Raw genomic sequence first — 17,117 nt, 5'->3', positions numbered from 1 at the left:
GCTTAGTCTCTTCCCTTCACTGCAATGTTCACTTCTTGTGGACGATAAGTGGATACGAGCTGTCCGCCTTGATCCGTTGCGAATAGAATCGAGCGCTCTGCTGGTAACGTGAATTGATACGTCATACCTGATATCGGATCTTTGATCTCAACCGGCGCATCCCAAGCATATTCCGATACGAAAATATACAAGTTCCCGTTCTTGAACGCCAGCTTCTGACCATACACGCCCGGCAAATCACTGCCTGTAAGCCATTCCATGACAGGACTTACACCTGCTTGGCCTGCTGCATAACGATACAACGCTTCGATAGCCTCATCCCGTTCATTCAGTTCAACCGCCAGCGGACTCCAGAGAATCCGGCCTTGGCCGATCGACACTTCAACGATGGCATCCCCGTCCGTTGCTTGTTGTACCGAAGGCACTTCCTTTGCGAGCTGTGCAATGCGGCGCTGTCCGAAAGATACCCGGTAGCGCTTGTCACCGATCAACAGCATCTCTTCACGACGAACATTGCCAATCGTCCGCTCACCGAACTGCTCGTTCAAGCGGTTCGATGGCTGCCAATAAGCACCGATGCCTACAGGACCTGTAATCAACAAAGTCGCACCGGTCTCCTTAACGATCTCCACGAGCTGTTCCATGGCTTGATCATCCACATTATGCGCACTCGGCAGCACGATGAGCTTCGCCGGGTTCACGCGCAAATCTTCCAAGTGATATTCCGAAACCCCACGGAACGGCCATTTCAGACTATAGTTCATGACACGTGTAATCCGCGTCGTTGCGTCGAATGCCAGCTTCCGATTCGAGAAATCATTCGAATACGGGAAAATAACAGCGATGTCTTCAAGCGCACGATCTTCGAACAAATCGCGGTTCTCGTTCATGAATTGACCGAAATCATAAGATACATCCGCTTCCGGCTTCTCCGTTCCATCGGCACGCAGTGCGCCGATATGCGATTCATTCGCGTTATCCATATAGAAGTTCGTGTTCCAGATCCATTGAATGGCACCTGCACCGCCCGTGGAGAAAGCATACGCATATTTGCGCTCCAAGATGCTCCGCAGTTCAAGCTCAGAACGCTTCGCTCGACCATCCGGTGTCTCGACATACATGATTCCTGTCTCTTGAATCACATTCGGCTTATTCGCCGTCTTCGCGAAGATCCCATCCCAGACCAATTGATCATTCAACCACCAGGAATGGACGGTCGTATAATCAACTGCTTCTTCATAGAAGAACGGTGACGGACGCTGTGCACCGAGCGCTTCATCCTGACCTACCGTGACAAGATGATTCGGAACAATGTCCTTAATGGTATCGTACAACGCCTTTGCCCAACGATTATGCATCTCCATCGAGAACAAGCAGTAATCCAACCAACGTGTCCCTTTCTTGCCTTGGTGCATATTCTGAACGTCGAAGTTGATCTCTTCCTCTTCCGGCGGCAACACCACATCGAAGCTTGGCAGCTGTGCAGGCGACATATTCCAGCGCTCTTGCAAGAGCTCGATCGAGCCATGACGCTCTTTTAGCCATGTACGATACGCTTCCCGCTCGTAAGGATCATGTGCAGAACGAGGGCCTGACGAGAAGATTTTCTCCGGCGCGAACATCGACGGTTCATTGATCAAGTCCCAGTCCACATTCGCCGTATCCCGGTGACGGCTAACAATCGCGCGAATGAAGCGCTTCTGTGCTTCGACGCTTTGCGGATCCAAGTACGGATTTACGCCTTCCCATGTCTCTGGTGTGAACGAGAAGAAGGTAAAGGTAAGCTGAAGATCATGACGCTTCGCCGTCAAGATGAACGCATCGATGGCACGCAGTACTTCCTCGGACGCGTGACCGTCCACTTGCATAATGTTTCGATACGCCGTCCATACGCCCGTACGAATCCAATTGATGCCGGCTTTCTTCATCTGTGCCATATCGCGATCCCAGACGTCCACATTCGGCAGGAATAAGAACTTACGCGCCACATCCGATGTCATATAAGTCATCCCGACCACAGGGAGCGGACGTCCATCTTTTACGAAATAATCCCGATTGGCGGAGATAGGCTCACCCTCACGAAGCAATGCCGCATCATGGCCCCAGAATCCTTGACGAAGCACACGTACTTCACCGCTAGCCGATATCGCTTCACAACGAAGTTGATAGAAGCCGCTGCGAATCTCTACTGGTACAGGGATGCGCACGAACTGAAGCTCACTTCCAGCTTCCACTTTCACGTGGTGCGTCCAGCAAGCTGTCTCTTCATCATGCCGTGCTAAGGTAAGATCAACTGTCCATGACTCCACAGCAGCCGAAGTACCTGCGATCATGCGCTGCAAGTTCTGTGTCTGAAGCATGAGCATTGGACGTTCACCAGCTTCATAATTGGCATAATTCGGTTTAATTGAAATTTCCGTCAGACCTCTGCCGCAGAACGCTGCCAACCTCGCAATCACTGCCGCACCGCCTTGCGACCAGAATGAAGCACTAAGCGGCATATGGATGAAGATCCAGCGCGATCCCACGAATGTCCCACGCGAATTCTCCCATAAAACAACCGGTGCGCTAAGCTCCCGATCATCCGCGCTCTTCCCGATTAATAATGGGGTGATTTGCGTGCTCATCGTACCCGCCGAACCCATCTGGAGCGGCAAATCCGCGTTCTTCGTCGTATGTGGAACGAGATTCCATGTATCTGCAATATCGAATAGCCCTACTTGATCGGCAAGCATTGGATAGGCCTCGGATGCCTCCACACGTGCTACTTTCGTAGCATCGACCTTGAGCGCTTCATGAATATACAATTCCTGATGGTAACCTGTTTGCTCCGCTTCCACGATCCATTCGCCGTTCTCATGACGAACCGGACGTTTGAACGGCGCACCACCGACGCTTAGAAGTCCCCCGCCATTTCTCAAATACTGAATGATCCCGTTCCATGCGGATTTCGGGAAATACGGCGCATGCATATTCACGAAGCAGCCGCCTTCTACGCCTTCCAATGCGGAAGCAAGCCCCTCGGCTCCTACCACAGTGCCGAATTTAGCTAACTCCTCTACTTCAATGCCTTCTGCATGAATGATAGGAAATGATGGATCATAGAAAATAATAGCCTTTGTACTCATAGCAATCCCTCTTTCATAGATTTGTAAGATTTCGGTGTATGCGGGCTTCCACTCCCCTGTGCTGCCTGACTTTCAACGTATTAAGGATTCTTTTCACTCGGCGCTAAACGCCGTATTATTTCTGAAAATGATTGGATCCTCATTCAAGCGCTTTCAAACGAAGTAAAAAATTCAATCTATCGGAAGACCCGTTCGGTCAATTCTTTTTCTATTAACGATGCGCAACCACAGTGGACATATTTCCCGAATATTGTAACGGAAGGCGTGGTCTCTCGCAATTCTAATATTACGACACAAGCATGAGATAGACGGCGCGATATGTCGTGATTTTAAACACCCATCAAGATCCTTACATCAACTCGGACTCTGATCGGAATTCACTTGCACTTTTCCCCGTATATTCTTTGAAACGTTTGTAGAACGTATCCAGTTTTCAATACCCTACTTCTGTCGCAATTTCATATATTTTTTTATCCATATTTAGTACGAGGAACTTCACACGATCGAGCGCGCTCTTGAACACTTGCCCCAAATAGGTTGAATTCATATAGATTTCTTCAGCTGGTTGTGAACAAGAACTGCGATTCATAACCGGTATTGATGATAGAGCCTAGTGGCATAATAAGCAGCATCGTCGCTATTCTTTTGATCGATGACTGTCTGATAGTTATCCCTCCTTATCAGAAATTGCGAGACGCGGCAAACCTACAATACGATAGAATATGACTCCCAGAATCTTATAATCGCACGCCATCTTGAGGGGGTGCTGGTGTTCTTGCATTGACACAGTGATCAGCGGTTCCGTATAATTTTCATGAAACCAATAGGTTTCGAATGTACATTATTGGAGGATTATAACCCATGACGAATCACCCCGGGACCATGCCCGATATTGTAAAAGAAATCGAATTCAATGCGCCCATCCAGAAGGTATGGGATGCCGTATCGACAGCGGAAGGCATTGCCACTTGGTTCATGCCGAATGACTTCGAGCCTGTTCTTGGGCATAAATTTACCATCACTTCCGCCTATGCGGTATCGCCTTGCGAGGTGCTCGAGATCAATCCGCCGAAAAAGCTTGTATTCAGCTGGGGGGAAGATTGGATCATTACGTTCGAGCTGACGGCGATGGAAGAACGGACTGCATTTACGCTGACCCATGGCGGTTGGGTGGACAAAGTGGCACCGGATACGGGGATTCCTTATTCGGTTGCTCGCGAGCGCATGAACGGCGGATGGGACTCGAGCGTACTCCCTGCACTCAAGAAATATGTTGAGGGATTGGCATGACAGCAGCTGCTCCAAAATATGACGTGTTCCAAGCGATTGCTGATCCGACGCGGCGACAGCTCCTGCACTTGCTCGCAGAGCAAGAGCTTCCTGTAAATGTGATCAGCAGCAATTTCCCGATGAGCCGGACCGCGGTATCGAAGCATTTGCATGTCCTTGAGAGTGCGGGGCTCGTCACGGAGCGCAAGATCGGCCGCGAGACAAGGTACAGTCTTCAAGCTGCACCACTACGAGAGCTGAAGGATTGGGTCGCGTACTACGAGCAATTCTGGGATAACAAGCTCGCCTTGTTGAAGCATTTGGTGGAGGCGGCAGATGGGGGTACAAATGCAGATCCGAGTCAATCGAGTATGTCGGGTCCGCTCAAGCCGCTCTAAGGCTTGCCTTCACAATAGATGGGATGAAAGGAGCATGCCACGATGAGAATACATCTCCTCGTTGCGGACGATGATCCGCATATCCGCGAGCTGCTGCGCTTTATTCTGGAGAAGGAGGGTTACGTCCCTCATGAAGCGGAAGACGGCGAGCAGGCGATGCGCATACTGGAGAATGAACAAGTACACCTTGCTGTAATCGATGTCATGATGCCAGGCAAGACGGGGCTTGAGCTGTGCGAAGAGATTCGACGGCACCACGATATACCCGTCATTCTATTGACGGCCAAGGGTGAAATCGATGATAAAGAAAAAGGATTCCTATCCGGGACAGATGATTACATGGTGAAGCCCTTCGAACCGAAGGAGCTGCTGTTCCGTATTCGCGCGCTGCTGCGACGGTATCAGCTCGTCTCCTCGGAGATGATTAAGCTCGGCCGAACGATGATTGACCGCAGAAGCTATGAAATTCATGTCGATGGGGACACGCTCGTCCTCCCGCTTAAGGAATTCGAGCTTCTATCGCATCTGGCGAGCAATCCTGGACGGATTTTCACACGGGACCAATTGCTGCAAGCCATCTGGGGTGCGGATTATGAAGGCGACAGCCGAACGATTGATGTGCATATTAAGCGATTACGCGAACGGTTCCATGACAGACCAGAGGACTTCGTTATTACGACGGTACGAGGTCTCGGCTATAAGCTTGAGGTGACGGAACCGTGAGAACCCTTTACGTTCGAATCGTCATGATCTTCCTGCTGATTAGCTTCCTAGGAGGTATTCTCGCCCTCATTGTCACGAACTTCTATTATCTTGGGCATATTCAAGATTCGAACGAGAAGAAGATTATGAGCATCGGCGAGGACATTCGCTCACTCTATGAGCAGAATCCGAATATGGAGCTCGGTAGTTATTTGACGCATATCGCGAACCTCGGATATCAGATCTATGCCGTCGACAGCGAGCTGAACGGGACATATTACGGTACTCCGTTCAAGCACAAACAGTTCAATGGCGAGCATATAAAACATGTCCTTGAAGGCGGTGTCTATAACGGCATCAAGCAAGAATCGCAATGGCTCAAAATCAATGGTCTATTCGAAAATAGTCTGCGCAACAGCGTCGGGCTGCCTGTACAAGTTCACGGCGAGCCTTATGCGCTCTTCATCCGACCGAATATGGAACAACAGATCGGCGAAGTGAGAATCATCCTTGCGCTGCTTCTCGGCTTCTCGTTCCTCTTCAGTATCATCTTGATCGTCGTGTTGTCGCGATTTATCGTCAAACCGATCAAGAAGCTGACCGATGCGACGCACCGCATTGTCGGCGGCGATTATCATATGGAGCTTGATGTCACGCGGCGTGATGAGATCGGGGATCTCGCAAGGGACTTCACCCATATGGCACGATCGATCAAGCAGCTAGACGACATGCGGCAGGAATTCGTCGCGAACGTCTCGCACGAAATTCAATCGCCGCTGACTTCGATTCAAGGCTTCGCCCATTCGATCCTCGAGAAGAAGACGAGTCCCGAGGAAGAAGAACGTTATCTGCGTATTATTGAAGAGGAGAGCAAACGACTCTCTTCCCTCAGCAAGCAGTTGTTAACCTTGGCGACGCTCGACAAGGAAGATCATGTCTTGAAGCGTTCGAGCTTCCGGCTGGATGAGCAGATCCGACAAATCTTCATCGTGACGGAGCAGCAGTGGTCTGAACGCGATATCGAGCTGGACCTCGACCTGCCGGAGGTCGTCGTGACTGCCGATCAGCAGCTGCTCAACCAGGTGTGGTACAACTTGATCACGAATGGGATCAAGTTCACGAACCCGGGAGGCGTGCTGCGCGTCGTGCTTGCGGCGGAGGGCGGGCTTGTTGTCGTGCGGATCGCCGATTCGGGCATCGGCATCCCGGAGGCCGAGCTGGCACATATCTTCGACCGCTTCTACAAGGCGGATAAGATGCGCAATCGCACGCAAGGCGGCAGCGGATTGGGCTTGTCCATCGCGAGCAAGGTCATCGCGCTGCACGGCGGGCGGATCGAGGTGACGAGCCAATTGGGCGAGGGAACCGAGTTCACGGTTCGGGTGCCGATGGGGTGAGCCGCGCGTGGTGCAGGCGGCGGATCGCGTGAAATAACTGCACTATTGCAGTTATTTTAGCGACGAGCGGCCTCTTCGAGCCCATTAACTGCATTTTTGCAGTTATTTCGGCGCAAGGCGGCCTCTTCCAGCCCATTAGCTGCATTTATGCAGTTATTTCGGCGTCGAGCGGCCTCTTCGGGCACATTAACTGCATTTTTGCAGTTATTTCGGCGCCAGGCGGCCACTTCGAGCATATTAACTGCACTATTGCAGTTATTTCGGCGTCGAGCAGCCTCTTCGAGCATATTAGCTGCATTTTTGCGGTTATTTCGGCGTCGGGCAGCCTCTTCGAGCATATTAACTGCATTTTTGCAGTTATTTCGGCGCCAGGCGGCCGCTTCGATCATATTAGCTGCATTTTTGCAGTTATTTCGGCGCAAGGTGGCCTCTTCGACCCCATTAACTGCATTTTTGCAGTTATTTCGGCGTCAGGCGGCCTCTTCGAGCCCATTAACTGCAATTCTGCAGTTATTTCGGCGTCGAACGGCCTCTTCGAGCATATTAGCTGCATTTTTGCAGTTATTTCGGCGCCAAGCAGCCTCTTCCAGCCCATTAACTGCATTTCTGCAGTTATTTCGGCACCAGGCTGCCACTCCATGTGATTTAGCTGCATTTTTGCAGTTATTCCCTCACCATATCCCTACACAGCAATAACCGAGACCCCCCTGCATCCAGCAGCGTGGGATCTCGGTTATTTTCATATATATCCACACTTGTAATTCCCTGTTCATCATGCGTTCATATTCCAGACCTACAATGCATCGTATAAGAAAAATCTCTATCGAGGTCCTTCAAAGAGGAGCGACCGCGTTCAGAGGTAGTTTCTACCGCCAAATAGAATTGGAGGCCTTGAACTATGCACCGATTTTTTCAATCGTTAGCAAAACGTATAACCACACGTAGAGGCGCTTGGACCGTACTCATCATATGGCTCGTCGTCATCATTGTATTAAGCGGCGTAGCACCCAGCTCGAAGAAATTTGCCGTCAGCAGCGGTGAAGGCAGCATTCATGAGAATACGCCTTCGGCTATCGCTGAACAACTGATGAACGAACAATTCCCGTCCGAGGATGGACCTGTCGGGCTGCTCGTCTTCCATGCGAAGCAGGCCATCACGACCGAGGAACGTGCCAAGATCGCCGAAGTCAGCACTTGGCTGTCGTCGGATCAGAAGCCGGAGCATGTCTCCAGTGCACTGCCTTTTCACAAATTTCCGAAGCCTGTTCAAGACAAGATGTTCTCAGAAGATCAGACCACGATCCTTCTCAACATTGCGCTAGAAAAGGATCTCGATTCCGCTCAAGTCTACGATACGATGCAGCAAATTCGAGACAAGGTCGCTCAAATCGGGATGAAAGATGTGCAGTTTGAAATTACAGGTCCTGCAGGGATCGCTGCAGATACCACGAGTCTATTCAAGAATGCCGACTTCGTTCTGATGTTCGCCACCGTCGGACTCATTCTTATCCTTCTGATCGTCATCTATCGTTCGCCGCTGATGGCCATCATACCGTTAATCATTGCAGGGCTCGTCTACCAAGTAACCGACCGCATCCTCGGGCTTGCAGCCAAAAATGATTGGTTCGTCGTCGACAAGCAGGCACTCTCCATCATGATGATCCTGTTGTTCGCCGTCCTAACCGACTACTGTCTATTCATCGTCTCCCGCTACCGTGAGGCCTTGAAGACGATCGATTCGAAATACGAAGCGATGGGCGTCGCGCTCGGTCAAGTCGCTGAACCGATTGCTTTTAGCGGTGGGACGGTATTGATTGCGATGCTGACTCTGTTCGCTGCGATTTTTAAGCCGTACCATAACTTCGCACCAGTCTTCTCCGTCGCGATGGTCGTTATTCTGCTCGGCGGGTTGACCTTGATCCCTGCGATCTATACCCTATTCGGACGTCGTGGATTCTGGCCTTTCATGCCAAAGAAAGAACTCGCTCCCGCGCCGAAGAAGCCAGGCTTCTGGACCCGAATGGGCGGCGTTGTAACGAGAAAACCTGGCCTTACATCTGGGATTCTATTGCTCTTCTTAATCGTGTCGTCCATCAATGTGACAGGGATGAATTACTCCTTCAATCTGATGAAATCCTTCCCGAGCGATACCTCGTCCCGGCAAGGGTTCGAGCTCTTGGAAGAACAGTTCCCGCCAGGGCAATTGGCGCCGGTTACGATGCTGCTCCAATCCAATAAGGAAATCGCCATCGATGCTGCCTATGTAGAGAAGTTAACGAAACTCACCCAAGCGCTCGAAGCAGAGGGCGGCATCCATGACATCCGTCCGAATATCACGAATGACCTCGCAGCGCCGGGTGCAAAGCTGCCAGATCGGTTCCTATCAGATCAGAAGCACACCCTGATGTTGAAACTAACGCTGCAGGCGAACCCTTATGACCCCGAAGCGCTAGAGGTTATTAGCAATCTACGCGAGAAAAGCGAAGCCATTCTGGAGCAGAACGGCTTCGATCCGGCACAGAATACGCTTCAATTCGCGGGGCAGACGGCACAACAGCTCGATGTTCGCGGCATGAACAAGCAGGATACCATCGTTACTTTCACACTCATCACCATCTTTATTGCATGCATGCTCGCTTTCCAAGCACGTTCGCTCAAACTCGCTTTCACGATGATCGTCACGATGCTGCTCTCGTATACCGCTACGCTCGGGCTAGGCTGGATCGTGTTCCACGACATTCTCGGCTATGAAGCAATCAGTTATCGACTGCCAGTGTATACATTCGTCTTCTTGATCGCGCTCGGCGTCGATTACAACATCATGCTCGTCTCCCGCATTCGAGAAGAAGCGAAGCATTACCCTTGGAAAGAAGCGATCAGCCGTGGCGTCGCCAAAACCGGCGGTGTCATTTCTTCCGCGGGGATCATCCTTGCAGCCACGTTCTGCGTATTGATTACGCAGCCGTTGCAAGAGCTGTTCCTGTTCGGATTCATCATGGCAATGGGCATCTTAATCGATACGTTCCTCGTGCGCGGCATGCTGCTTCCAGCACTGATGTCACTCATGGGATCGCACAGCAAACCAATCAATGCCCCGCTTACAAAAGAACAATCCCGATTGTAATCGGCCTTGGATTAGCACGACATGTTGTAATGTTCTGTTCATTCTCCGTTCATATTTGTCTCGTATGATGAATCGTGTACATGAACATCGTTCAATTCATATCATTCCTAAGGAGTCTACATCACTATGAAAAAGAGTTATTATGCAGCATTCTTTTATCTCATCATTGGCATGCTAGCCGGTGTATTCTACCGTGAATATACCAAATATTCTAACTTTGACGGGCAATCCATTCTTAGCGTCGCCCATACGCATTTACTCGTCCTAGGTTTTCTGTTCTTCCTCGTCGTGTTGATTCTGTGCAAATTATTTGATATTCACAAGCATAAGCAATTTAATCTCTGGTTCATCGTCTACAATGTCGCTTTCATCATTATGATCGGTGCGTTAATCGCCCGGGGTATTTTGCAGATCGAAGGAGCGGATTTCGCTGGGCTTCCGCATATCGCTGGACTTTCGCATACCCTGATGTTCGCCGCATTGATTTGGTTCCTCTTATTATTCCGCAAACAGATCAAGGAATAGAGATATGAAGCCTATGAAGCCCATTCTTCAACTCGAAGAGTGGGCTGTTTTTATTACCGATGATTCCCAGCAAAAGAGCGCTATGCTAGACTTGGATCATGACTTTTATCCAAGGAGGAATAGCATTGACAAACATCGCCGTAGACTGGGGCGCATCCCGTGTCCTATTAACTTGGCAGCAGAGCACTGAACTCCCGCCACGGCATCTCATCACAAGCGTGCACGGTTTCTGCTTCCATCATCAGCAACTCCTATTGGTAGACCTTCATCATCGAGGCTGGGATTTCCCCGGAGGACACATTGAAATCGATGAAACGCCTGAAGCTTGTTTCCGCCGGGAAGCGATGGAAGAGGGGTATGTTGAAGGGGATTGCACACTGCTCGGTTATATGATCATCGACCACAGTGAGAACTCACAGTGGAATGATACCAGTCCCTATCCGAAGATCGGGTATCAGGTGTTCTATCGGATGGATATCCATGCTTTGCACCCTTTTGCGGCCAAATACGAATCGTCCCAAAGGAAGCTGATCAACATCAGCGATGTTGCTGACTACTATAGCGGCTGGCATGAAGTGTATCAGGAAATCTTGGACTGTGCGCTAACGTGAATTGCTCATGGTAGCAGTCAGAAACGCCGTTCTATTTTTTAACGATTAATTTACACTGCTTGACCAGATCACAAAAGAATTTCGATCCTTGATGGCCCCAAGCTCTCTCAATATTGGCGCGGCATGAGATGCTTCAATGGCTGTACCGTCCCACGTATCGATCACCCATTTGCGTGCACCTGTCAGTCGAATGACTCGCTGGGCAACGTATTGCATCACCGGCTTATTAAGCAGAATCGCTAGAGTAGAGGAAGGGTCACTACCAAGCGTCATGATCCGTTTCCCTTTATTCTCAATCCACAACGCACAGCGGCCATTGACGAGCACAATACAATTCCCCTGCCTCCTCGTGAACTGAATCTCTGACATATCCGGCCAGTCTAGTAGGACGCCATAAGGATTCATCGGGTCGGCTGCTGTCATCACCGCAATGTGATCCTTCGCCATCGTTATAGGTAGTTGAAGCTGTTCGATAGTCTCCGGCTTGGCGAATTGAAGCGACTGAATCCCTTCAATCCAGAAACCACGCGTCAGCATCCCCATCTGTTCCAGCTGCTTGCAAGCATCGTACATCTGCTCCCATGTGAATAGCGATTGCGTCGCAACCGTCTCCTTGGTCAAGATCAGATGCGTATCCAGTAAATGCTCAATCCAAGCTGCAGCACTTCGTTCAAGTGGCAGTTCCGGGTCCGCAAGCGACTCAAGCATATACCATCGTCCTAGCCCCGATTTAAAAGCACCCTGGGATTTACCTGGCTTCGAGCCATGCAATCGCAGAGGTGAGAACTGATCATTCGAGACGAGACCCGCCCAGACCAGATCGATCAGCAGGTCCATCAGTTCTGAAGGAGCACATGCCATCTCTCGGCTCAATGCGGTCAGGAAGCTCGCTCCTTTGCTTCGCAGTAGTTCTACGAGCTGCGGGTGAACCTCGAGTGAAGTCGACTTACAGAGCGGTGCATACAACGCCTTGGACTCCGCGAGAAAAAAAGCAACACGTCCTTCTTTCTCCCCCTCTTCTCGGCGTCCCACCCAGATAATATCGCCTTCCGCGCATAGTTGATCGAGCCATTCCTTCCGATACAGCTGCATCCGAGCCGGGAATAGACTCGACTCCCAATGCGACAACGGGAGGAACACCCCTTGCATGCGAGCAATAATTTTCCGAAGCCCCTCCGCGCCTTGTTCTTGATCTTGACGATACAAATAATGCCGACTGCATACATCATGACCATACCTTGATGCCTCCACAGGCTCAACCTGTTTGCGCAATTGCCCCGTAGTCCGGCGAATGGCCCGTTCAGCTGCTGTTCGGCTCATCCAGGTCGTTTCTTCGGATTCTTGGAATGGCGCAGGCTCAATCCGCTCCCGTTCCAACAACTCTTCGATGAACTTGTCTACCTGTGCTTCCGACAGACCATATGCAGCGACCAACTGACTCGCTGTAAAATAGAGCTCTCGCTCGATATATCGCTCCAGCACGAATGCCGCTGCTTGTGCATCTTCCTGCATCCGTGCATACGTATCTGCCTCGTCCGAACAAATCCAGCGTTTGGCACCATTAAGGGATATCGATTGAATCCGTTGTCTCTGGGTGAGCTCATCAAGCAGCCGTAAGGTCTCTTCCGCATCTTGCGTCACATGAATGAGCTCAGCCGTACTCCGATCGCCCTTACGCTTCAAATAGGTCCACAGATCTTGCGAGGACTGGACGTGATGTTCTTCTTCCTTCGGTAGCTCCGCAGATTTGGCGGGGAGCAGCGAAGCAGGGAACATCTCCCCTGCAAGCTCTCGATTGATGCTGAGCAGATGAAGCTGAATATCTTTGCCGATCGCATCGGATTCATACATCTGACTATTGGCTGAATCGAGTGCGAATTGCCACGCAAAAGGGGATGGCGTCTTGCGATCATCGATGACAAATTCAAGAGTTCCTGCTTGAATATCTGTCAGCAGCTGCTTCAATCGCTTCAGATCCAGCAGCTCATACAGACAAATCTGCATCGTCTCTTCGATGAACGGAAATTGAACCGCATGCGGGACTGCCGCACGAAGCAGTTCTTGACTGCGCAGCCGCTGCTTCCATGCCGGTGTGCGCGTGAAGCTTCGCGGCAGCAGCAAGGAAGTCTCTGCGACGCGGCGGAACGTCATGCCGAACAAAGGGGATGCAGGAATCGCATCGACCAGCAGCTCTTCCACTTTATGCAGCGGCATGCTGAACAAAGATTGCACAACACGCAGATCCCAGTCTGGAAGGATGAATTCAATGCCGTTGTCTTTGAGCGATGTATTCACATGCACGTTGAACAGACGTTCCAGACTAATCTGCAGGACAAGCTGCCAGGTTCGATTTAATCTTTTGCCGAACCAGCTGTGAATGACCATGTGATGCCGTAGATGATCGTCCTGATAATGCTCCACAATGATGCGCCGATCCGTAGGAATCGGTCCTGCTTCAAGCTGTGATTGGATATAGCCGACAAGCTGCTCTGCGGCACTCGCGTCCATCCCATAATTTTGCATCAGCCAGTCTTTGACTGCATCCTTCGTCTCCGTCTCTAACCGTATCGCAATCGACTGATGGAACTGACCGATCTGACATGATAATTCGAAGGACCTCCCGGACGCCTCCGCACGCCAGAAAGGAATTTCGCTCACTTCATTCGCCGCCTCGACCACATATACGCGATCATTCTTAATCGATTGAATCCGCCAAGAGGAGGTCCCGAGCTGGAAGACATCGCCGATGCGGCTCTCATAAATATATTCCTCTTCCAGCTCACCGAGCTTCAGTCGAGACTGGGCGTGGTGGATCGGGTAGCTGGTGCTCTGCGGAATCGTTCCAGCACCCATAATCGCGGACATCAAGGTCGTTCGGGTTGGCGTTAGCATCCCTGAAGCCGTATCCCATTCAAATAAAGGCCGAACAAACGGAAAATAACCCGATAGCACGCGCAAAGCATCATGCAGCCGTTCATGGGTTAAGCTGCGATACGTATCACTGCGTCTCAGAACCGCATAAAGACGCTCCACAGACCATGCCTCACTTGCAACCATCGCTACGATTTGTTGAGAGAGTATCCCTAGATCATTCGAAGGAATCTGGATGGCTTCGATCTGCCGATGGGCAATCAGATACGCTTGCACTGCACATTCCGAGAGGATGCCACGTGAACGAGCGATCATCGTCCCTCGGCTAATATCCCCAACGGCATGGCCTGCCCGTCCGATTCGCTGAATGCCGGATGCTGTGCTTGGCGGCGCATCAATCTGAATCACCAGATCTATATGGCCAATATCGATCCCGAGTTCCAACGAAGACGTAGCAACGAGGCATGACAGCTCCCCAGCCTTCAGCGCCCGCTCCACCTCGAGTCGATTTTCGCGTGACATGCTCCCGTGATGCGCTCTCGCGCGATCGGTACCCGCCTCCAGATTCAAATGCCGTGTCAGCCGCTCACAGAGTCTGCGATTATTGGCGAAAATAAGGGTTGTCCGATTCTCCTTCATGAGCGATTGAAGGCGATCCACGAGCGGAGCCCATATCTCTTCTTTATTGTTCGTCATCAGCGTACGATCAGGCAGCATCACGGACACGTGATAAGTCTTGTCCATCTTACTCTCGATAATCCCGACCGGGCGCGGTTGATAGATCGCTTCTAATGGTTCTACTTCCTCTGTCGATCGTTCCCATCCACCCATAAATTGCGCCACGAGGTGGATCGGCCGCTGCGTCGCGGAGACGCCGATACGCTGCGGTGAACGTCCTGTCAGCTCGACGAGCCGCTCGAGCGTAACGGATAGATGCATGCCGCGAGCATCCCCGGCTAGACTGTGAATTTCGTCAATAATCACCTGCTCCACCGTCTTCAGCATTTCTCGGGACTTCGGCGAGGTGAGCAGCAAATAGAGTGACTCCGGCGTTGTGATCAAAACATCGGGTGGTTGACGCAGCATCGCGGCTCGAGCCCGCTGCGGCGTATCGCCCGTCCGAATGCCTACGTGTAGTCCTGGCCATGCCAGATCCGACTTCGCCGCGACCTGCTCCATCTCGGCCGCGAACTGCAGCATATGATGATGCACGTCATTATTGAGCGCCTTCAGCGGCGTCACATAGAGCAGCTTCACACCCTTAGCGGGCTTCCCATACGCTTGTTCTTTCCCTCGAATAATCCGTTCCAGGCAAGGCATCAGTGCGGCCAGCGTCTTGCCCGAACCCGTCGGCGCTGCGATCAACAGGTGATCGTGATGCTGAATTTCACGCCATACGCTTCGCTGCACCTCGGTTGCTTCACCAAATTGCTCACGAAACCACGTCGCCAATACCGCGTGAAAAGATGTTAGATCAAATTCCAGCAACAACAACCCCTCCATCGTAACAAAGTCATATGTTGTTAGTATAAAGATATTTACATCATTATCCAATGACGAAGAAATAAAGCGCAAACTCCGCGAATCGAGTTGCGCTTCTTTTTAAGATTTTCTGTTCAAATTACATAGACTATTACCTTCCTGCTCTCCTCCGACGCAGGATGTACAAGTACACATACACCACCACGCCATACTTAGCAGCAAACCATAGGTACTCACTCCATGTTGCCTGCGTATTCCCGAGGCCTACAAGCAAGTTCGAGAAAATGCGGAACAGCACGATTGGCAGCACTAGAACAAGGATGATTCCGCCCATATCTATGGAACAGGAACAATTCGTAAGCCATCATTGAAAAAAGAAGCGGATACCCGTAAGCAGGGAGAAATAATTCCGGCTGATGTTTGAGCATGATGAGCCCTGTCTACCAAATCTGAATCTGAGGAGATAATTTCTTCTTCGTTCTGGCCACCTACAACTTTTTTTCATTCAGTAATTCATGACCGCAATGGATACAGAAACGTTCCTTTTCTTGATTCTGTCCGTGACAGTCATTACATATCATCGCTAATCCTCTTATCGTAAGATAAAATAAGCCCCTTCATGCAAACGCATGACAGGGGCAGTGTGCTTCACTACTTTTAGCTGCTATACCGTAATCTCTCTCTCATTAATTTCAGAATAGCTAGATGAGGCCGTGAACTTAAGAAGTAGATACCCCAGCCAGATAAAGATCGCAGCCTTAAGTACAGAGAATAATGAGAAGCTAGTAAACGGAAACAAAAACACAAACACGTTTGCAAACAAAGCGTATGGCGCCAATTTCATGTCTTTTGTGACAAGAATCAACCAAAAACCAATCCAAAAACCGAAATAAGCGAATGAATCTAAGAACGAAATGACAGAATAGATTCCATAAGCGTAAATACGAGGGAAAATCGTATAGGTTAATTTACATAAAAAATCAACCGCGATAGATCCAAATAAGATATATAGAGCAAAAGGCAAAAGAATATTTACGAATGGAATAGATAGAATCCACTTGCGATATTCCCGAAGTACATTAGAAAATTGATTCATAATAACCTCCTAAGATAGGGTATAGCCGCAGCTACCACAAAACTTTGCGTCATTCTGTACCGATTGATGGCATGAAGGACACGTAGCCGTCTCTTCAAGCTCAGGCTCTAGGGTTACGACAATCACCTCTTCGAATTTATGTCCACATGAGACACAAAACTTCGCATCCAAGGGCAAAACCTTTCCGCAAGCACATGTCTTTTCATTGCTTAATTCTTTGATCTTGAGTTCCAAGTCCTTCATATCTGCTTGAATGCTTAAGATCTGAGCGCACCATTCATCGATGGATGTAAGCTTCGCATCAGATTCCTCTTCTTGACGAATCTGAAACATAGCCTCTCCTATTTTCAAATAATACTCTTGAATTTCTTTTCTTTTATTAGATATCTGGAGCTTCAGACGGTTTACTTCAACTGTCACTTTAGCTAGCGTACCTGCTTCCGCGACTCCTTTTTTGAACTTATCAAGAAAACTCATCGGATCACCTGCTTAAGGTATTTTATTAAAGCTAACT

14 protein-coding genes are annotated in these 17,117 nt (G+C 50.1%); 7 read left to right on the top strand and 7 right to left on the bottom strand.

Annotated features, from left to right (window positions below; genetic code table 11):
- Positions 1-2: 2 nt before the first annotated feature.
- Positions 3-3,128 carry a beta-galactosidase gene (locus tag C558_RS0116950; RefSeq protein WP_018757482.1) on the bottom strand — a complete coding sequence of 1,042 codons (3,126 nt, stop codon included), beginning with the start codon at positions 3,126-3,128 and terminating at the stop codon, positions 3-5.
- An 861-nt stretch (positions 3,129-3,989) separates the two neighbouring features.
- On the opposite strand from C558_RS0116950, the gene C558_RS0116940 reads away from it, so the two are divergent.
- The 4 genes from C558_RS0116940 to C558_RS0116925 are packed head-to-tail and all read left to right on the top strand — an operon-like array spanning position 3,990 to position 6,894.
- On the top strand, positions 3,990-4,418 hold the full coding sequence (locus C558_RS0116940; RefSeq protein ID WP_018757480.1) for an SRPBCC family protein: 429 nt from the start codon (positions 3,990-3,992) through the stop codon (positions 4,416-4,418).
- Entirely contained in the window at positions 4,415-4,795 is a 381-nt protein-coding gene (locus C558_RS0116935; RefSeq protein ID WP_018757479.1) for an ArsR/SmtB family transcription factor, read from the top strand. Before C558_RS0116940 ends, C558_RS0116935 begins: the two co-directional genes overlap by 4 nt.
- 42 nt (positions 4,796-4,837) lie before the next feature.
- Entirely contained in the window at positions 4,838-5,518 is a 681-nt protein-coding gene (locus tag C558_RS0116930) for a response regulator transcription factor (RefSeq protein ID WP_018757478.1), read from the top strand.
- Complete coding sequence (locus C558_RS0116925; protein WP_018757477.1) at positions 5,515-6,894, top strand: sensor histidine kinase; 1,380 nt, start codon at positions 5,515-5,517, stop codon at positions 6,892-6,894. The genes C558_RS0116930 and C558_RS0116925 overlap by 4 nt, the downstream gene beginning before the upstream one ends.
- Positions 6,895-6,950: 56 nt before the next feature.
- On the opposite strand, the gene C558_RS0116920 is transcribed toward C558_RS0116925, so the two are convergent.
- Positions 6,951-7,283: a hypothetical protein gene (locus tag C558_RS0116920; protein WP_018757476.1), complete on the bottom strand. Its 333-nt coding sequence runs from the start codon at positions 7,281-7,283 to the stop codon at positions 6,951-6,953.
- A complete protein-coding gene (locus tag C558_RS0116915; RefSeq protein WP_156826160.1) occupies positions 7,280-7,534 on the bottom strand; it encodes a hypothetical protein in 255 nt (84 codons plus the stop codon). Before C558_RS0116915 ends, C558_RS0116920 begins: the two co-directional genes overlap by 4 nt.
- Positions 7,535-7,792: 258 nt before the next feature.
- Between C558_RS0116915 and C558_RS0116910 the strand changes: the two genes are divergently transcribed.
- The 3 genes from C558_RS0116910 to C558_RS0116900 all read left to right on the top strand — a co-directional run bounded on the left by C558_RS0116910 (position 7,793) and on the right by C558_RS0116900 (position 11,154).
- A complete protein-coding gene (locus tag C558_RS0116910; RefSeq protein WP_018757474.1) occupies positions 7,793-10,018 on the top strand; it encodes an MMPL family transporter in 2,226 nt (741 codons plus the stop codon).
- Positions 10,019-10,144: 126 nt separating this feature from the next.
- Positions 10,145-10,543: a DUF2871 domain-containing protein gene (locus tag C558_RS0116905; protein WP_018757473.1), complete on the top strand. Its 399-nt coding sequence runs from the start codon at positions 10,145-10,147 to the stop codon at positions 10,541-10,543.
- 125 nt (positions 10,544-10,668) lie between these two features.
- A complete protein-coding gene (locus C558_RS0116900) occupies positions 10,669-11,154 on the top strand; it encodes an NUDIX hydrolase (RefSeq protein ID WP_018757472.1) in 486 nt (161 codons plus the stop codon).
- A 45-nt stretch (positions 11,155-11,199) separates the two neighbouring features.
- On the opposite strand, the gene C558_RS0116895 is transcribed toward C558_RS0116900, so the two are convergent.
- From C558_RS0116895 to C558_RS31245, 4 genes are all read right to left on the bottom strand, one after another.
- On the bottom strand, positions 11,200-15,513 hold the full coding sequence (locus C558_RS0116895) for a DEAD/DEAH box helicase (protein ID WP_018757471.1): 4,314 nt from the start codon (positions 15,511-15,513) through the stop codon (positions 11,200-11,202).
- A gap of 145 nt (positions 15,514-15,658) precedes the next feature.
- Positions 15,659-15,841, bottom strand: a complete 183-nt coding sequence (locus C558_RS33845; protein ID WP_156826159.1) for a hypothetical protein — start codon at positions 15,839-15,841, stop codon at positions 15,659-15,661.
- A 330-nt stretch (positions 15,842-16,171) separates the two neighbouring features.
- The gene (locus C558_RS31250) at positions 16,172-16,603 is read right to left on the bottom strand and encodes a hypothetical protein (protein ID WP_018757470.1); all 432 of its coding nucleotides are present in this window, start codon (positions 16,601-16,603) and stop codon (positions 16,172-16,174) included.
- Between the two features lie 9 nt (positions 16,604-16,612).
- Positions 16,613-17,080, bottom strand: a complete 468-nt coding sequence (locus tag C558_RS31245; RefSeq protein WP_018757469.1) for a zinc ribbon domain-containing protein — start codon at positions 17,078-17,080, stop codon at positions 16,613-16,615.
- Positions 17,081-17,117 lie beyond the last annotated feature (37 nt).

This window comes from Paenibacillus terrigena DSM 21567 (assembly GCF_000374845.1).
Lineage (GTDB): Bacteria > Bacillota > Bacilli > Paenibacillales > Paenibacillaceae > Paenibacillus_K > Paenibacillus_K terrigena.
The sequence above is the reverse complement of the archived record's forward strand: the minus strand, read 5'-3'. Positions and strand labels throughout refer to the sequence as shown.